The sequence below is a fragment of the Paenibacillus sp. PK4536 genome (assembly GCF_028594455.2).
Lineage (GTDB): Bacteria > Bacillota > Bacilli > Paenibacillales > Paenibacillaceae > Saccharibacillus > Saccharibacillus nuruki.
Genome location: NZ_CP126313.1, coordinates 4830997 through 4850271, shown reverse-complemented (window position 1 = coordinate 4850271; position 19275 = coordinate 4830997). Strand labels below are relative to the sequence as shown.

Genomic DNA, 19275 nt, shown 5'->3' with positions numbered 1-19275 from the left:
TACATGAACTCGATGTAGTGTAATCTATTAATACATATTTTAGTAGGAAAATAATACATAATTTAGAATATAATTATAAATATAACTAAATTAATTACTTAGTATTTAAATAAATTGAAAAGAGAGGCTTTTTCGCAGTTTTCTTGTGTCAAAAGTAAAATATAAACATTTGTTTAAACAAGAGGGAGCAATGGGTGGACTGGAGCCCTTCGTAAGCTTATTATCAGGTCACAAAGTTAGCGAAGGAAAGTAGCGCATTGGAGCGCCGGATAGATCTGTATCACGAGATTACCACGCATCGCGGGAATTTGTGCTGATCCATATGTTCGACATCTCTTACCGCTAGATAAGGAGAGGAATCGGACTGCTTTATTTGTATATGAGCATTGGTTCATTTTCGTGTAGGGTCAATACCTATCTGGCTGTGTTTATCGCCTGCTTCAAGTCGATGCCGAACAATGGCATTGAATCGTACGGCTCCAACAAAATATCTGGATGGTTTGCTGTATTGGCGTATCGCAGTGCGGGTGCAATTTTTATTTGTTTTAAATTTAACAATAACGTTAAATTTATTAAGGTATATGATTAAATATATAAAAGTTACCATATTTGAAAAGGGGACATCATCAACGTGTTCGAAATCGACAAAGTCGCCCAAGAGACGGGACTTACTAAACGAACGATTCGTTATTACGAAGAACTCGTACTGGAACGAAACGATGAAAAGCGAAGCACTGATACAAACCACTCAACTGCCACGGAGAAAAAAATCCTGAAACAAGGCGGTTTTTATCGTAGCCAAAAGCGGACTAAGCCGTTATATTCGCCTGCATCATCTCGTTTATAGGCAGCGGGTTGTTCGATCTGTTTATGGCGACAGTGTTATCATTGATCGTCGTATCCACTTGATTACTGCTAAAGTGATTATATTGTTCTCGTCATTCCGAATACTTTGGGTAATAGATACAATAGACTTGTATTCTCTCGCTAAGGAGGGGTGAAATGAATCAAATTGCAGTACAACCTTATTACAAAGTCGAACGCAAAATCGAGAGCAAAAGCGATGGACTGGAACAACAGCATTGGATTGATGAACGGATGCTTATTTTATATCAAGATCGAGTAACGACTCATCGCCGAGAATTTGCTATTTTGGATGTATTTGATATGTCTTATCGTACATTTAGCGATGGGGAAGGTTTCTTTTATTTGCATACGCGTAAAGGTGTATTTTCATATATGATTCGTGAAGATCCTTCTTTGTTTATTCAGGCATTCAAAGACTACGCCAAGCCTAGATTGCACCTCAAGTGAATCGAATGCGAGGTACAAAACGTTGTGAGTCGTTGCTATCAAAAGGATCGATATATATTGTATTTAGCCCTAATCCTCGTTGGGGCTATTTTTATTTTGAGTAGAACTTTGAGATAATAAGAAATACTGAATAGAAAGAGAGATGAGTAGTATGGATTGGTTACATCCAGAAGTAGCATCACAATGGAGACAAGAAGGTAAAAAGTATGCGCATGCTATTAATGAATTTGTACGTATTGGTATAGCAAGTGATTGGCAGGAACCTCAAGACGAACCGGAAGAAGACAAGCGTCCTGTATTGGCATCTGATGTGATGGAAATGATTATAGCGGCTAATCAAGCTGATGATATAGAGCGTCTACATGAACAAGTTCCACCCGCATCTTCACCAATTACGCCTCATTTTGAAGAGCAATTACAACCGGTATGTCCCATCGGATGTATTCAGGATTATGCTATTGTTCAAGCAGGTAATACACGCGAGCATACGAAGTTGTATTTAGCCAACAGCGAGCAATTAATCGAAATTCCTAATATTCTTCGACTAGGTATATCTCCTGACCAGCAATATATAGCCAAAGTCACGGCAGCAGGGATTAGTGTTGTACATAACCCCGATCTTTTATTAAATGGAGATCATACCGCTTATTTTAGCTGGGAACATATTCAACAGATCCTGAAAAAGAAATTATCGCGCTGGGAATCACTCGCCGATAGTATCTATCCGGTTGAGACTTTGATTGATATTATTCCATTTGCCCAAGGAACCAAAGTATTGCTAGTTAGCGGATATGGTATTTATCTAATTGAAGGAGAACAAGCAGTCTTACTATCGCCTGAATTAGCAGAGATCGAATCGTATGGAAAAGAGTATACAACGATATCACTGGATATGGCGCATGGCGCAGTATCATTGGATAGTCGCTGGATTGCTTATGGTAGCCAGATGAGTGAACATTGCTTGTTAGATACATATACGCAGAAAATACACAAATTCGAACCGGCATCCAGTTATCCGCATTACAGTTTATTTGCACACGACAATCGTAGTGTCTGGTACAATGCCTGTCATTTTTATAATGGAGCAACCATTAAAGTTGATCTTACAGACATTCAACAAGATGAGATCAACGAAGAAGACGAATTACCATTGATGGATCAAGAAATGCGTGTCTATGCAGGAGCTTCATTGCCGTCCGGTAATATTGTAGGCGATGCTTATGGATACTTGCGCTTGATCGATTATGATGGACAAGAAATATGGCGTTATTTTGTAGGCAGTACGATTGTAGGTGTTGTTGTATCTTCTGATGAAAAGTGGTTAATTGTAGGAACGCATGGCGGTATGGCACATTGGATTGATCTACAAAGTGGAGTAAGAGATGAATATACCATTGGAACAGCACCGATAAGTGAAACCAGTCGCTGGATTCTTTGGAAAGATCAAATCCCATTACGCTGGTAATCAAAGTGAAGATGTACAGTATAGAGAAAGGAGTCTATTGATGAGCAATTGGATTGCAGGCGAATTAGAGGTGAATCAAGAACGAGCAATATATCCAGTACTGACGTTAGAAGAAGTATTACAATCTCAATGGTATAGCGATTATTTTACAGAAATTCGGGATATGAATAATGGTTATGTATGGTACTCTTTTCACAATGTTCCTATCTGCTCTAAACTATTTTCGTTAGCATTATGTTTTAAAAATTCAGTATTGGATAGTGTAATTATGAGTATTGACGATGATCAATATGGTACATCATGGGACGATTGGACGGAAGCGAAAGAGTTGCAACGCAAGCAAGAACATGATGCTTTGCTCCGCCAAGAACTAGAACGTGAACCAGATGTTCGGCGCTCTAAGCCCTATCCTTATATCGAATATAAGGTAGACTATGGCAGCATTAGCTCATCTTATGATCCTCGTTCTGCTAGTTCCTCGATAAGTATTACCTATACGTAATAGAATGGCTATATGTATACAACGCAAAAAACTCTCATACAAGTAAGAGAGCAGGGGAAGTGCTGGATTATAACGCCAGTGCTTCTTCTGTAATGCGTTTGATATCAATCGGAGACAATGATTCTTCATTCACCATATCCGGCAAAATCTCTTCAAGGAAATAATCAACACAATGCAGTTTGATATGCTTAATTTTGACCAGTGCATTACGATACATCACAATAAATTCTTTTTCCGTATTGCCACGTTGTAACTCTGCAAAAGCTTCATACACCTGATCCATTTTATCCGCAACTTCCAAAATCAAACCTTCAACCGATTCATCTTTACCTTCACGTAATTGTTGACGGAATATCGCTTTGAAATCTTCCGGAATATGTTCCTCGATAAAATGCTGTACCATGCCTTCTTCGACTTGTTGGATCAGCTTACGCAGTTCCATCGAAGAGTGCTTCACCGGTGTTTTGATATCTCCAATAAAGATTTCGCCATAATCATGACTACTGGTAATCTCATATAACTTTTTCCAATCGACAGTGACACCATGTTTTTCTTCAATATCTGCTAGTGTTTTGGCATACTGCACCACTTTCCATGAATGAGCAGATACACTGTGTTCTTCGAACTTAAATTTACCCGGGCAACGAATAATGCGTTCCAATTCATTAAGTGATCTAAAATACGCATGAATTCCCATAATATAAGCCATCCTTTAGCTACATCAAAGTAGTAGATTTTGATGAACACTTACATTCATTTCACAAAAAAATGTAAATATTCAGCAAGAGTATTGATAAGCTAAATTATAATGTTCATATGTTAGTAGGGTATTAACGCAGTATGAAATAAATGGTTATGATCTACAATTTATTTCTCTTTGTACACTGAGATAAGAACAACAGCCGTATCTTCCCCGATATTTTTAACCCGATGAGGGACAGAAGCATTCCAACTAAATGAATCACCTTCATGCAATTCAAATTGATCTTCACCTTGTTCTGCATAAATCGTTCCTTTAACCACAAGATGAACTTCTTCTCCTTTGTGCGCCATCGGCACTTCTCCTGTCGAAGCTCCTGGAGGAACTTCCACTAACATCATTCGCATATTCGAGGTATGACCCAGATGAGAGACTTTCAGCTGGTCAGGGCCGCTTGAAGTCAATTCACGTTCTTCTTTGCGAATCACTTGCATCCGTTCTTCTTGCTGTAACAGTAAATAGCTTAAAGGCACTTGAAGCGTCTGTGCTATATGTTCCAATGTATTGATCGAAGGAGAAGTTTTGTTCGTTTCTACCTGACTCATGAATCCTTGGGATAGTCCGGTTTCTTTACATATTTCTGCAATCGTTATATTTTTACGCTTCCGAATCGAACGAATCATAGCTCCTATATTCATTATATAACCCCGCATTTCTTTACATTATATTATGAGTTATTGTAACAACAAGTAATTAAATATAGCAACTAAAACCATTGTTTTTTATTAGTTATAGAAATATTTTATTGATAATAATAATATTTTTGTTGACAGTTCTGTTTGTATTGCTTTATAGTTACAAAATAAAAGTTACAGTATAAAAGTAACTATTAGAATATAAAAGGAGATGTATAATGATGAAAATTAACGTCGTTACAACTATTATGAGAGTCGTATTAGGAATTTTGTTCCTGGCACATGGTATGAGTAAAGTACAAATGGGCTTTGGAAATGTAGCTGGATTTTTTGAAAGTCTAGGCATTCCAGGATTTATGGCTTACGTTGTAGGTACGATCGAAGTGGTTGGAGGTATTATGTTGATTATTGGTTTATTGACACGTTATATCTCAATCGTATTTATTATTATTCTGTTAGGTGCTATTTTTACAGCGAAGTTATCTGCTGGTCTAATGGGCAATGGTCAAATGGCAGGCTACGAATTAGATATCGCTTATATTGTGATTGCGCTCTATCTAGCTGTAGCAAATACAAGAAGCTGGTCAGTAGACGGATTGTTATTTAAAAAGTCGTCAACAAATCGCTAATTAAATGTAGCGTAACCCTCATCTTTATCAAAAACCTCTGTGATCATAGCAATATGGTTATAGAGGTTTTTAGCTGTATATAGCTTCTATCCGATATACATAATCTTCGAAAAAAAGGTATACATATTCTTTTTTAAATAAAAAAGAAACCATTTACCCGGCTACAACGTATTATTCAAAAAGTTGCATTTCTTATATGTAAAAAAGATCATTTGAATAACCAATCAGCTTTAACTCTATTTTGTTCGCCCAAAACAATAGCAGAATATATTCATTTTTTATACTTGGCTAATCATGTTTATATGATATAATTTTTCATGTCGGCAGATTGACAATAAGGAAATATGTAGTATATTTATGGTTTTATAGGAATCACGAATATAAATAGAGTGTGCTAGATCGAAGAATGAATCATATCTTTCTTCATCTGATTTTTTTAAACATACCAGAAAAAAGAGAGAGGGTTGTGCGGTAATGACGTATAGTCATTTGTTTGAAATGAGTACATTTTTAGAAGCATTCGCAACACCTGTAGGCTGGGGCTTTATTTTATCCCTTGTCATTATCGAAGGTCTGCTATCCGCAGATAATGCGTTGGTTCTAGCAGCAATCGTTAACAAATTGCCTGCGCATCAACGTAAAAAAGCATTATTGTATGGTCTATGGGGAGCTTACGTTTTCCGGATCATTGCTATCGGAGTCGGTATTTACCTCGTGCAGATCGCATGGGTCAAATATATCGGTGCGGCTTATCTTCTCTGGATCGCGATTAAACACTTTTGGGATAAATTCAAAAGTAAAGATGGCGATGATGAAGGTGAAGAAGAAGGCGGTTTACAGAAATTACTTGCTAAGACAGGTATGAGCCTTTTTGTTCGTACAATCATTACTGTTGAAATGATGGATATCGCATTCTCTATTGATTCCATTCTAGCAGCATTTGCTGTATCACCTAACCCGTGGATTCTGATTGCGGGTGGACTATTGGGTATCTTGATGATGCGTCTAGTTGCTGGCTTTATCCTGAAATTGATGGATAAAATTCCTGAACTTGAAAATGCAGCATTTATCTTAATCGCTATTATCGGACTTAAAATGATTCTAGATACAGCAGGTATTTACCATATGGGACATGCTACATTCTTTGTTCTTCTGGTTGTTGTATTCGCAATTACATTTGTAATCAACCGTATTCGTGTAAATAAAGCTAAAGTATAATCAAGAACTCCTTTGTCATAACGACAGAGGAGTTTTTTTTATTATCTAGATATAAACCGTTTACATTTAGAAATGAACATGCTATTGTACGGATACGGATTGTGACTGATAATGCAGGCAAAACCTAAGTATATGTATCGCCCACACGTATGGGGTGCTACATGTATTTAGGTTTTTTTTCGTTCTCAGTCATGGTATCTGATGAGCAATTAGAAAAGGGGACTTATCATGAAAAAAGAAAAATGGCTCAAAGTGGGAATAGTTAGTCTACTATGTGTATGGATATTAACGGCTTGTACTCAAGCACAACCTCAAGCAGGAACCAAGCAGCAGACGAATTCAGATACACAGACTACAGTCGCTACGCCTGCCCCAAATCAATCGTCTAAAGCTCGAACAGTCATCACTACCGATGGTGAGGTGGATGATATGAACTCGGTCATTCGCTTTTTACTCTATGCGAATGAAATGGATCTGGAAGGCGTTGTATTAACCAGTTCTATGTATCATTATGCAGGAGACAAACAAGCGGGAATTAAGCCTTTCCGCTGGACAGGAACACAGTGGGTATCGGATATGACGGATGCTTATGAAGAGATTTATCCGAACTTAAGTCAACAGGCAGAAGGTTATCCTACTCCTGACTATATTCGCAGTGTGACCAAGATCGGTAATATTTCAGATAAAGGCGAAATGAAAAAAGTAACCGAAGGCTCTACATTTCTAGAACAGTTATTTTTAGACGATGATGAGCGCAATCTATATGTACAGACATGGGGTGGAACCAATACGACAGCAAGAGCACTCCAATCGATTGAAGAAAAATATAAAGATACAGCGGAGTGGGCAGATATTCAGAAAAAAGTAAGTGATAAGTTAGTCTTGTATATTATTTTGGATCAAGATGATAGCTATAACAATTATATTGCCAAAAAGTGGCCCAACATTCGTATTATCAATGACCAATCGAATTTCTGGCATTTTGCGTATGCTTGGAAAATGCATACCGATAAAGTGAATGATAAATTGCAAGGGGCATGGAATGTGGAACATATTCAGAAAGATCATGGTACATTGCTGGATATGTATGCACTGATGGGCGATGGCAAAATGATCGATGGGGAAGTTGCAGAAGAACAACGTGGTAGTGCAGAGTATCTAGCCAAAAATCCACAGTACAAAAAGTACGATTTTATTTCAGAAGGGGATTCTCCTTCGTTCTTCTATCTAATCGATAATGGTCTACGTAGTATGGAAGATCCTAGCTATGGAGGATGGGGTGGTCGATTTGGACAAGTAAGTGATACGTTGTACCGCAACACCGTTCTTGATTATGATATCTATACTAAGCAATATGAAGCTGAATATTCATTAATGCGCTGGTTTAATGATATTCAAAATGATTTTGCAGCTCGTGCAGATTGGGCTATAGCAGATCAATATGCAGACGCGAATCATAATCCTACATTAACAATTAAAGAAGGATTAGACCTTACAGCTACGCCGGGGCAAACGATGACGTTACATGCCGAAGGAACAGACCCTGATGGCGACAAATTGACATACCAATGGTGGAGATATTTTGAAGCTGATACTTATCAAGACTTCAAAGGGACACCAGAAAAAGTAGAACCGAATATGGCAGGCGACCTACAGCTTGGACTTCATCAACAATTAGCGACAGGTGAACAAGTAGATACCATTGCTTTAGCAGGTAAAGATACAAATACGGTAAGCTTCACCGTTCCAACAGATGCCCAATCAGGCGATACGATTCATATCATTGCTGAAGTACAAGATCATGGCAAACATCAACTCAAACATTATCAGCGTGTGATTATTACAGTACAATAAAATGATTTGATCAGTATGACCAAGCCCACGTTTATCGTGGGCTTATTCTGTGCGATAATAGACCTTTCCAGCCGTAATAATATACAGATCAATAATTTAGAATCATTTGCTTGTTTAAATAGCATTAAGTGTATATAACGACTTTAAGATCCTTAATGATAGAAGGAGATGCGGTATGAATGGTGAATTGCATCAACAATTATTGATTACAGCATTAGGCAATGCGTATTTAATACGAGGAACTGATGCTACTCATCCTGAGCTGACCCAACATGAAAGTATACATGTTCAATTTAAGTATCAAGAACAAAGCTGGACATGGATCAAATGGCTAGAGTATTTACGAGAAACAGGGTATCAGCGCTTGATGCTAGTCAGTAGCTCTGCACCATCTTCATCCTGGCAAAGTAGCGGGTTCGCAGGTGGAGGGACGCCGATAGGAATCAGAACGATAGGAACCGCTCTGGATACATTATGGCGACCGAGTTGGCAAGTTCATCGGCTTCCTGCTAAAGTCACATGGGACGTATCCTATACAGCAGAACCATATGAAGCAAGTAAGCAGGAGCAACATGCTTTTAAGCCGTTGAGCGAGTATATAGCTCATTTACACCATGTATTGCAACACATCTCTACCTTTGCCGAGCAGATTGATCAGACATTCTGGCAACAGCACTTTTTTGATCCTGCGATAGCGATATTACAAGGTTCTCAGGCTGCGCCTAAGCTTGCTTTTGAATTGCCAGAAGTCTATGCCGAAGAAGCGTATCTTCTACTGAATGCGGTATACAAAGCATGGGTATTCGGAGGAATGGGATCATGGAATGATGATCCAGCAAATAGCGCGCATAGTCATCAGTTAGAGCAACAATATCGGGATCTTTCCGGACAGTTATATACAGCGCTACTTCAATGCGCTCAAGCTGCTGTCAATTCGGTTGTTCTGTAGATGTATATATAGAAATCGTTCATTACATCAAGGGAGGCATATTACATTGAATTGGCAAGAAATTATAAAACTTCAAGATATGGAACAGCTTCGTCAAGCAGTACAGACGTTAGATATTAATCAGCAAGATGAACGCGGTCGAACTCCGCTAATGTTATTGATTACCAATCGCTCCTCTTTGGATGCTATTCAGCTTCTATTAGAGCAACAACCCGATCTGGAAAGGAAGGATAAACTTGGACATACCGCTCTAAAAAAAGCAATTAAATTCAAACAAACTGCTGTGATAACCGCCTTGATTCAAGCAGAAGTACAGTTAGATTCAGAGCAGGGTATTTTAGCGACACCGTGGAATTTTGCACGTCAACATCATCCGGGTATTGCTGATATGTTACTGGATACAGTAGGGTCGGTACGATCTGTTTTGCTTGAACAAGAAGAGCAACAGCTCGATGCCATTTTGTATGAAGAAGATATGGCGGTAGCATGTAGAGGAATTGAACAACTCGATTCTTCTGTGATATTGCATGCTGTAGTCAATCAATATAATTGGGATGATGGTCCAGAACCAATGTTAGCAGTTGTCAGGCATCCGTTATGTCTGTATATTACCAAGTTAGATATGTACGAACTACTAGAAGCAGACTACTGGTTAGCAAAAGAAGATCAGGAGCTGGCTGAAAATGAAGAATATCCACGCTGGAAAGAACTGGCTCTGTTATTAGATCAAGAATGTAAAGGAGAACACAATGGATAAAAAAGCGAAAAAGATTTTACTAGAAACATATTGGTCAGCACAAGGATGGAAATCAGCTCCTACGTCTTTTACAGGTGAAGAATTTGAGTATGCCAAAAGCCAGGGAACGATGTTTGATCGGCTATCGATCACTCATGATGCTATCATTCAAGATATACACCGATGGCATCAAGAAGTGATTACTAAAGAGCAGGTAATGCAAGCTTTTTTACATAGTCTTTCTACACGTCAAACACATGGGCGTAGTATCTTGTCTAGCTGGGCATTAACCGTCAACCTACCCCTACATACCTATGAAGAAAGACGTGCTGTACATGCGAATACGAGCAGTTGTGGAGATTGTAATTTTAATCGATTGATGTCAGATGACCAGTATACTGATGTTGATATCAATGTATTGAATTTCGAGCGGATCAAGTGGGGTGGTATTCGTCTGAATCACTTGCTGTATTGCTGGTTAGATCTGAAATTATTTATAGAACAATCCCCTTCAACAATCACGGTTACGTCAGAAGATATACATATTCTAAAGCAGATGATCCAAGCGATAGAAGAATGTGATGAAAATGAAGGTGCACGCAAATTAGAAAAACGATGGAAAGACCTTTTTCCAGCCAATAAACATGAACGTGATGTGATACTGGAAATATGGGGATATGCCGGCTTGCTAGTTCCTTTAGATACACCGCGCAAATTACGCGGAGGTTCTGGTGACTTCAATTCGGTGGCTATATGGCAAGGGGAAGACCGGTATTCCTCATCTATGCTCAACTATTATTTTGGAACGTATTTATAAGCGAATAGAGCATTGACCTTATTAGCCACTCATCCTAAAAAATAGAGGAGGAATCGTTATATGAGAGCCGATCCAGACCAGATACATAAGCAAAAAGTTATCGCAGAAGTAGAGCAACGTTCGCTGACTTCAATTATGAATCTTACAAAATGGAATGAGCTACAAGAAGCAATCTATCGCGAACTGCGTTTTCCTCCTGCTTTTCAGAACAAATCTATTTTAGAACCAGAGCCTTATCCATTAGTGTTCGAGCGAGATGTATTTTATCTAGGGGACTGGGAAAGTCTGAGTACAGCTTGGTACAATGTCGAATGGGTAAGAGTAAAGCCACGTTTGCTTGAACATACAGGAAAGTATACAGCACCGAATATGTTAGATATTGAAGCAGAATGGGTCAATCTATTACAACGACTACGTATCCCTTATCTGAAAAAAGAACAGGATTACTGGATATACGGGTATGCCACAGCCATAGAATTTGAACAACTAGGATATTAAGATGAGGTGAACATCTATGTACAGTCAGATTCGTGAAGGTGTTATTGAAGTGACAAAAGAATTGACTCCAGCAGAAATAAAAGAACTCTGTCACATGCCTGAACTCCGTATTGTTCAATATAATCATCCACTTGGTGCAAATACGTATACCTATCTAAATGATCTATTATTTGCAAAGCGCTCCGATGTGACTTTGCGAATATATGGATTTTATGATGAAGTATGCGATCTTGAATGTCTTGAACATATGCCTACTGTAACAAAGCTGTCTATTGAATGCATAGGAGAGATTGCTCATCTTCAGTCGATAGCTACACTTCAACAATTAAAGGAGTTCAGTCTACAGTGTGAACAAATTGATAGCTTTGAACTATTGTCGCAGATTCCTGCCCACCTTCAGTCATTAGAACTTGGCTCCACATCCTCCAAAAAGCCTGATCTGGAAGTGTTAGCACGATTTGAACAGCTAACGTACCTTTCGATAGACGGTCATCACAAGCATATCGAAGTAATCGGTCAATTAAGAACATTAGAACAACTGGTATTGCAATCGATTTCTGTATCTGATTTGGATTTTCTAACAGACTTGAAGTTATTATGGTCGCTTCATCTTCATTTTGGAGGTACTCGTCAGCTTGAAGCCCTTGCTCGTCTACAGCATATTAAATACCTGCGCCTGTCTCAAATTAAAGGATTAGATGATATCCATTTCATTTCTGCTATGCAAGGCTTGCAATACTTGTATTTAGAAGCTTTGCCTCATATCACAACATTACCTACTCTGGATGAACTACACAGTTTACGAAAAATTGAATTGATCGGCATGAAAGGGTTAAAAGATATTCAATCGTTAGAATATGCGCCTGCACTGATCGAATTTATTCATCGGGAAGCTTGGGAAATGGCACCAGAAGCGTATGAACCCTTAATGAGAAATCCTTCAGTGAAACGAGCATATGCTCATTTGAAAAATGCTAAAAAAATGAATACATTTCAGCATTTATTACACCATTATCACAAAAAGAATACACTGGAAGAACGCGATCACCATCATGAACATTGGTGGTTTGAATTTCCATATGAGAATTAATAGATCAGGATGCAATCTGTTGTAGACTTTTGCAATCGGATTACTCTTGTACAGCTTGCATCAACTGAACTATTTTACGAGTGGTATTTACATTGCGAATGGTCATCAATGGATAGAGTTTGGAACTTACTAATTTATTCATTTGACTCCGGGTAGCATCTTCACGGCTAACAGCAAATAGAATCGCTCCCGGAATATAGATCAGTGTGCCTATACCAGCTTTGAGAGGAAGCTTTTCTATGATCGATTCGTTATCAATCTCGTCCCAGAGAAAAAAGACATCGCTTTTCATCTGATCATCGTTGCTCCAAGATTCCGGTATTTGTGATAGAACGGTCTGCATTTGCTGCATATCTCGAATCATAACTTTGATCTGTAAATTAAAGTCTGTGGTTATAGCTTGCTCTAGAATAGAGGATAGTTCACTATGCGTGAGAGTAGAGTGGGAGAATATAATATTGCCTGAATTGATATAAGTAGTTACATGACGCATACCTGCTTGTTCAAATGTAGATTGGAGTGCTTTCATATTGATCTTGTTGTTACCACCTACATTAATACCACGTAGTAAAGCAATATAAATCATACATTCTACCTCTTCCGTATCAGAAATGATAATGATGTATGTATAGTGTAACGTGTTATCTCAAGGTTACAAGAGAATATTTATTCAAGTCAAAAAGGCTGTACTTCCTTTGATAAAGGAGTACAGCCTTTTTTGTTGTATCCAGATATTAAGCGGGTAATTGTGCTAATGGTGCCGATGATGATTGTGATGCTACTACTTTAGACGAGATCGGTGTAGGGGCTACCGCATGATCACTTTCAGATATTAATGTATTCAGACTTACGATCAGTTGTTCCAACTCACCAAAGCTAGACACCATATTCTGAGTCAGTTGATGCTGTTCTTCCATACTGGCTAGAATTTCTTCTGTAGCTGCACTAGATTGCTCGGTAAGGCTTGAGATTTCGCTAACTTCTCCGACCACTTTAGTAGATGATTGCTTCATGGTTACTGAACTATTTTCAATATCAGTAGCTTGAGTCAGTACTTGTTGAGAATTGGTATTCACATGACGGAATACTTCTGCGGCTGTCTGCACTGCATTGCGACCTTCTTGAAGTGAACTACGAATATGATCAAATCGCTCGGTTAGTGTCTTGGTACGATCTTGTAAGCTTGATAAAATAGAAGCAATATCAGTTGCAGATTGTCCGGAGTGTTCAGCTAGCTTACGTACTTCATCCGAAACCACAGCAAATCCTTTACCATGTTCACCTGCACGTGCCGATTCAATCGCTGCATTTAGAGCTAGCAAATTGGTTTGACGAGCGATATCAGAAATTCCATTTAAAATCACAGTCATGGATGCACTTTCTTCACTGAATTTTTTCATATCTTCAGCCGTGGTATCTACTTTCTCATACAGATCAACCATCTGTGTATTAAGATGCTCCATTGTGGTGCTACCTGTCGCTGTACGAGTCGCCATATGAGCAGATACTTCTTTCATCTGTAACGAATAAGAAGCAACATCTTGAATATGTTGATCTGAAATAGCTAGCGATTCAGAGATTTCAGCGACATTGGTAGCTTGAAATTCTACACCTTTAGCTACTTCATTGAATCCCATTGTGACTTCGTTAGTGATTGAACCTGTACTGATTACTTTTTGCTTAAATTGATCTGTAAATACAGTCAGACCGTTAACTGCTTCTTTGACATGTTGTAGCATATTTTTTACTTTGGTCTGTGATTGTTCGACTTCATTACGGCGTTGTTCACTCGCTGTAAATAGCTTTTTGTTCATACGAGAAACTGTGATCAAAATAATACCTGTAACAATAAACATCGTAATATTGATAATATCGTTGAAGAATACCATAGGATCAGCTTGCGTACCTGTGACTAATTTGATGATGTAATACAATAATAAAGCGCCAAATGAAATATTATAATGTTTACTATTTGGATATAATAATAGTGGAGCAGTGACTAGAATACCTTGCACTGTACTTACAGAATCACGGCTAACATAAATGCCACTTGCGATGACGGCAACCGTGACTACCCAGGGAATAATATGAATTCCTTTTTTAGTTAAGTTGGCGACTGTAATCAAGCCAGTCACTAGAACAGATAATAATGTAGAAAATAGTAAATCCGGTACAAGTACGGTTAATGCTGCACTGATCGCTGTAATAGCCCACAACATATAACTTACTAATTTGTTTCTCTGCCAAATAATCTCATCATTGCGAGTCATCTATACCCATCCTTTATGATTGTATATGTAGCGACTATAGTACTATTTAATAAAAAGATACACTACTTTTATGTATAAAAATTAGTATTTATGTATACTTTTTGATTATATTTATAGTTCAAAAGTTCTACTACTAACAGTATATCGGAACTTAAGACACAAACTTAAATAGCTAAGATGAAAAAAATAAGAAAAACAAAAAAATACCTCTCATCCTGCTAGATTCAGCACAGATAAAAGGTAGATATACATATGAAGTTGATTAGGAATGGGTTGAAGAACGAAGACGCTCTGCTTTTTGCATAAAAGCTTTTTGTTTGGCGGAATTGCCACAGAGTAGATACAATACCTGATCACGCTGATAATCTTCTAAGGACTGAAGCTGAGTATCCCATGCAAGAATAAGCTCATCTTTCTCCAGAATATCCCCCCAGCCTTTGATCGGTTTAGCCGATTCACTACTAGCTAACAGCACAGACATTAATGTAGGTACAAATGAGGCATCCATCCCATGAGCTTCTACTAGAGCCGCTGGATAATGATCTTGGGCAGATTGATGTTCTGTATCCACCAGTTTCATATAACGGATAAGAAGAGGAAAATAATCGGTACTGTATAGCCCTAGACCTAATATCGCATACGTTCCAGGCATCACCGATTTCTCGCCAGCTTCAACATCGTTATACCATGCGAATTCTTGCAAAGCCAATTCACCATACTCCGCAATCAAGGGATGCAATTCTTTATACTGCAAAGCATTAGCGAAAAAGCGATGTAATGCAGACTTAGCTAATCCTTTAACAGGTAAAAAGTTCTTTTGTTTACTGCTGAACTTCAGTACATATTCACGTGGGAAATCGGCACGCAAAAGATCGCAGATATAGATCAGAGCTTCACGATAATGTGGTTCATCTTCAGCAGTAAGCTTAATCTGTATCATTTGTAAAATGTCATTAGCTTTACCATGGAAAAGGTCGGTTTTGCGTTCACTTTCTATCGTGCCACTGCCTTGACGAAGGTAACGTTGAGCTTGTTCTGAATGTAATTGAACAGCATATTCTAGATATGTTTTCCGTTGTTCGGCATCCTGTTTACCAATACGTAAAGCGGCATAAATAAACAATGCTAATTCTTTTTCATTTATCGCAGGAAGACTTTCTGCTGATTTGAGATGTAATGTGGTGTTATATTCACTTTCAGCATCGAAATAGGTAGGTAAAAAGATTTCATTTGCCCAAAAACGTAAAGCCATCGTAGATGTAGACTGCCAATCACTGTACAGACTTCTAAAATTAAATAATTTCAGATCAAGCTGCTCAAATAAAGAATAAACACGTTCTACATCGGTAGGGATAATATCTTTATTCAACATTAATTTGGCAAAGAAAAATAAATCTTTTTCTTTAGGTAATACAGGCAGATCCGAAGTTACTTTATCGGTTATAAAATGATCTAGTGCTTGTTGTAATGTTGTTAATTTGGATGTGTTGATCCATTGCTCATTATGTATATACAATTGCTCGGCTTGTTCATTTTCAAATTCAAACCAAAGCTCAAAACGATAATCAAAAAAGTGACTTCCATATTCATCGGACATAAATAACGTATACAGGCGTTGTTGCAGAGCAGGAGCATATTCTTCTTGGAATAGAGTAGCAGATAGTTCATCGATAGAGACTTCACTTTCCCATGTATAGGCTGAATCGCTCCAAGAAAAAGGTTCTTCAATCTCTACAAAAAAGGAGCCTTGCTTATAGCTTGCTGTTCCTTTGCGATAACCAACTTTGAGATAATCACGTAATCCTGCTTGTAATGAATGATATGATTTGAATGCATCGATACGTTCTTTTTCCTTCAGATATAATGACTCGATCTGTGACCATGTTTCGGATAATAAAAGTTCAATATGTGGATTCAAAGTATAACCTCCTTGATTAATCACTGATTATGATTTGCTTATTATACCATGTACCGTTTGAATGATCTTATGGCTCTCATGAATACAAAAGAAAAAGGTCTCTAAGAGATATAGAGACCTTTTATGGTACTGCTTATATTACTATGCCATTAAAATGATGTCATTTTCGGTTCAAAAACAAGATCGCTAGTATCTGCTTCATCACGGATCGCACCGACAATTTTTTCTAAAATGTCTTCCATCGTCACTAGACCTATAGTATGACCGGATGGATCTATAGCAATCGCCATATGCACACGGCTTTGTTGCATTTTGATCAATACGTCTTTCACTGAAGAAGTCGATGGAAAATGGGGCATTTTATGAATAAAGTCAGCGACTTTGTAATCACGACCTGCGGCTACAGCCGTTAATAATTCTTTGGTATTGATAAATCCGATAAAATGATCGGGTTCGTCTAAGTCGATCACAGGATAACGAGTGTACTCATATTCATCCAATATCTCAATAATACCTGCAAGTGGCATTTCTTTCGCCAGCGTAGCGATTTGAGCTTTAGGGATCATAATTTCTTCTAATGTACGCTCATCAAATGTAAATATATTTTGCAAATAACTAAGCTCGGTTTTGTTAATTTCGCCACTCTCGTAACTCTGATCCACAATCCAGCGTAATTCTTCTTCAGAATATACAGAATCATGACCGGCAGGCTTAATGCCAAAGATACGTAGTAACAAAGTTGCCGAACTATTCAGAATATAGATAAATGGATACATGATTTTACCAAACCAGTACAGTGGAGGTGCCAACAATAATGTCATTTTCTCCGCAAATTGAATTGCTAATGTTTTGGGTGCCAATTCACCGATAACAACATGCAAGAATGTAATAATAGATAATGCAATTACATACGAGAGCACAGTAGATAGCGCAGCAGGTACATTCAATTGATCAAATAAAGGATGCAATATTTTCTCAACTGTCGGTTCACCGAGCGCCCCTAAGACTAGCGCTGTAATCGTAATCCCCAACTGACAGGCAGACAAATAATAATCAAGTTCATGGGCTACTTTTTTCGCCAGTACTGCTTTTTTGTTACCATCGGCGATCAATTGATCAATTCGAGACATTCTGACTTTCAAAATAGCAAATTCTGCTCCTACAAAAAAAGCAGTTAAGCCAATAAATACAGCTACTAAAAATAAATTTAAACCAATTGTTCCGTCCAATGATTTCCCTCAGATGAGGGATTCACCTCCGCGTGATTATAATTTTGTGAATATACGATATACTACCGATCTGATTATATTTTATTTAGTCGTACTTGCTTGATCTGTAAATGGTCTTTCTCTGTAACCGTCCAGACAGATTCATCTTCTTCTAATTGTTCACCGACTTGCACATCGGTTCCTTTATAATGCTGAATCCAACCGCCTATCGTATCAATCTCTTCATCATTTTCAAAAGTCATACCGAATTGCTTCTCTAACTCATCCAATAATGTACGTCCATTGATCAGATATTGATGGTCATCGATCTGTTGAATATCAGCGACTTCATCATCATCAAATTCATCGCGAATCTCGCCAACCAGTTCTTCCAATACATCTTCCATTGTAATCACACCGGAAGTACCACCATATTCATCAATAACGAGCGCCATATGCACACGTTCTTTTTGCATCCGAATCATCGCATCTTGAATAGGGGTTGCTTCTTGTACCGAAGGAAGAGTCCGTACAAACTGTTGCAATTGATGTTCTCGACCTGCCACGATATGAGGCAACATTTTTTTGACATTAACTACACCTAAGATCACGTCTTTATCACCGGATTCTGTCACCGGGTAACGAGTATAATAATTTTCATCCAGCGTCGCAATAATCTGTTCTTCTGTCATATTAAGATCAAGTGTAACCAGAGCAGTACGAGGAACCATAATATCGCGGGTTACCCGTTCGTCAAATGAAAACACATTTTCCATATAATCTAGCTTAGTCTGATTGATCTCGCCGCCTTGAAAACTCTGAGTCATAATAATCTTCAATTCACTTTCAGAATAGATATCTTCATGTCCAGCAGGCTTTACACCAACTGAACGAAGCAATACGCGTGAAGTACCATTCAAAGCCCAGATAAAAGGATTCATAATTTTACCGAACCAGTAAAGAGAAGGAGCAAGCATTAACGTCAATTTTTCCGAAAATTGAATCGCCAACGTTTTGGGAGCCATTTCTCCAATAACGACATGTAAAAAGGTGACTAAAGCAAAAGCAATCGCATACGAAGCAATCGAAGCTGTTGCAGCAGAAACATTTAATAGGTCAAACACAGGATACATTAACCGTTCTACAGCAGGTTTACCGATCGCTCCAAGTCCAAGTGCTGTTACTGTAATCCCTAACTGACAAGCAGAAAGGTAATAGTCTAGATCGCTTGCTACTTTTTTAGCTAAATGAGCTTTTTTGTTACCTTCTGCGATCAATTGATCGATTCGAGACATTCGAATTTTGACTACAGCAAATTCAGATGCAACAAAAAACGCAGTTAACACAATTAAAACAGCAAGTATAAGTAAATTAATGATCGTAATAATGTCCAATTATTTCCCTTAAAAAAG

The 19275-nt window shown here is 38.1% G+C and carries 19 protein-coding genes; 12 read left to right on the top strand and 7 right to left on the bottom strand.

Annotated features, from left to right (window positions below):
* The first annotated feature begins 631 nt into the window (after positions 1-631).
* From PO903_RS21455 to PO903_RS21440, 4 genes are all read left to right on the top strand, one after another.
* Complete coding sequence (locus PO903_RS21455; RefSeq protein ID WP_273594521.1) at positions 632-847, top strand: MerR family transcriptional regulator; 216 nt, start codon at positions 632-634, stop codon at positions 845-847.
* Positions 848-1002: 155 nt separating this feature from the next.
* Positions 1003-1314, top strand: coding sequence for a hypothetical protein (locus PO903_RS21450; RefSeq protein ID WP_273594520.1), 312 nt, complete (start codon positions 1003-1005; stop codon positions 1312-1314).
* Positions 1315-1465: 151 nt separating this feature from the next.
* Positions 1466-2779 (top strand): WD40 repeat domain-containing protein, encoded by a 1314-nt coding sequence (locus PO903_RS21445; RefSeq protein ID WP_273594519.1) that lies wholly within the window; start codon positions 1466-1468, stop codon positions 2777-2779.
* A gap of 40 nt (positions 2780-2819) precedes the next feature.
* Positions 2820-3281, top strand: coding sequence for a hypothetical protein (locus tag PO903_RS21440; RefSeq protein WP_273594518.1), 462 nt, complete (start codon positions 2820-2822; stop codon positions 3279-3281).
* 67 nt (positions 3282-3348) lie between these two features.
* Here PO903_RS21440 and PO903_RS21435 read toward each other — a convergent pair whose 3' ends face one another.
* On the bottom strand, positions 3349-3978 hold the full coding sequence (locus tag PO903_RS21435) for a YfbR-like 5'-deoxynucleotidase (RefSeq protein ID WP_069329981.1): 630 nt from the start codon (positions 3976-3978) through the stop codon (positions 3349-3351).
* A 170-nt stretch (positions 3979-4148) separates the two neighbouring features.
* On the bottom strand, positions 4149-4679 hold the full coding sequence (locus tag PO903_RS21430) for a helix-turn-helix domain-containing protein (protein ID WP_069329980.1): 531 nt from the start codon (positions 4677-4679) through the stop codon (positions 4149-4151).
* A gap of 215 nt (positions 4680-4894) precedes the next feature.
* Between PO903_RS21430 and PO903_RS21425 the strand changes: the two genes are divergently transcribed.
* The 8 genes from PO903_RS21425 (at position 4895) to PO903_RS21390 (ending at position 12467) form a co-directional block, all read left to right on the top strand.
* Positions 4895-5305 (top strand): DoxX family protein, encoded by a 411-nt coding sequence (locus PO903_RS21425; RefSeq protein WP_069329979.1) that lies wholly within the window; start codon positions 4895-4897, stop codon positions 5303-5305.
* A 474-nt stretch (positions 5306-5779) separates the two neighbouring features.
* Positions 5780-6523, top strand: a complete 744-nt coding sequence (locus PO903_RS21420) for a TerC family protein (protein WP_069329978.1) — start codon at positions 5780-5782, stop codon at positions 6521-6523.
* A gap of 228 nt (positions 6524-6751) precedes the next feature.
* Entirely contained in the window at positions 6752-8377 is a 1626-nt protein-coding gene (locus PO903_RS21415) for a DUF1593 domain-containing protein (RefSeq protein ID WP_273594517.1), read from the top strand.
* A gap of 175 nt (positions 8378-8552) precedes the next feature.
* Complete coding sequence (locus PO903_RS21410) at positions 8553-9326, top strand: hypothetical protein (protein WP_273594516.1); 774 nt, start codon at positions 8553-8555, stop codon at positions 9324-9326.
* Between the two features lie 46 nt (positions 9327-9372).
* Positions 9373-10083, top strand: a complete 711-nt coding sequence (locus PO903_RS21405; protein WP_273594515.1) for a DUF4274 domain-containing protein — start codon at positions 9373-9375, stop codon at positions 10081-10083.
* Positions 10076-10879 (top strand): hypothetical protein, encoded by an 804-nt coding sequence (locus PO903_RS21400; protein WP_273594514.1) that lies wholly within the window; start codon positions 10076-10078, stop codon positions 10877-10879. Before PO903_RS21405 ends, PO903_RS21400 begins: the two co-directional genes overlap by 8 nt.
* Before the next feature lie 60 nt (positions 10880-10939).
* On the top strand, positions 10940-11377 hold the full coding sequence (locus tag PO903_RS21395; RefSeq protein WP_273594513.1) for a DUF6678 family protein: 438 nt from the start codon (positions 10940-10942) through the stop codon (positions 11375-11377).
* A 16-nt stretch (positions 11378-11393) separates the two neighbouring features.
* The gene (locus PO903_RS21390) at positions 11394-12467 is read left to right on the top strand and encodes a leucine-rich repeat domain-containing protein (protein WP_273594512.1); all 1074 of its coding nucleotides are present in this window, start codon (positions 11394-11396) and stop codon (positions 12465-12467) included.
* Positions 12468-12507: 40 nt separating this feature from the next.
* On the opposite strand, the gene PO903_RS21385 is transcribed toward PO903_RS21390, so the two are convergent.
* The 5 genes from PO903_RS21385 to PO903_RS21365 form a co-directional block, all read right to left on the bottom strand.
* On the bottom strand, positions 12508-13053 hold the full coding sequence (locus PO903_RS21385) for a DUF1697 domain-containing protein (RefSeq protein WP_137223465.1): 546 nt from the start codon (positions 13051-13053) through the stop codon (positions 12508-12510).
* A 148-nt stretch (positions 13054-13201) separates the two neighbouring features.
* A complete protein-coding gene (locus tag PO903_RS21380; RefSeq protein WP_273594511.1) occupies positions 13202-14737 on the bottom strand; it encodes a methyl-accepting chemotaxis protein in 1536 nt (511 codons plus the stop codon).
* A 262-nt stretch (positions 14738-14999) separates the two neighbouring features.
* On the bottom strand, positions 15000-16655 hold the full coding sequence (locus PO903_RS21375) for a DUF6138 family protein (RefSeq protein WP_273594510.1): 1656 nt from the start codon (positions 16653-16655) through the stop codon (positions 15000-15002).
* Between the two features lie 149 nt (positions 16656-16804).
* Entirely contained in the window at positions 16805-17884 is a 1080-nt protein-coding gene (locus PO903_RS21370; protein WP_273594509.1) for a hemolysin family protein, read from the bottom strand.
* Positions 17885-17958: 74 nt separating this feature from the next.
* Entirely contained in the window at positions 17959-19257 is a 1299-nt protein-coding gene (locus tag PO903_RS21365) for a hemolysin family protein (RefSeq protein WP_069329968.1), read from the bottom strand.
* Positions 19258-19275 lie beyond the last annotated feature (18 nt).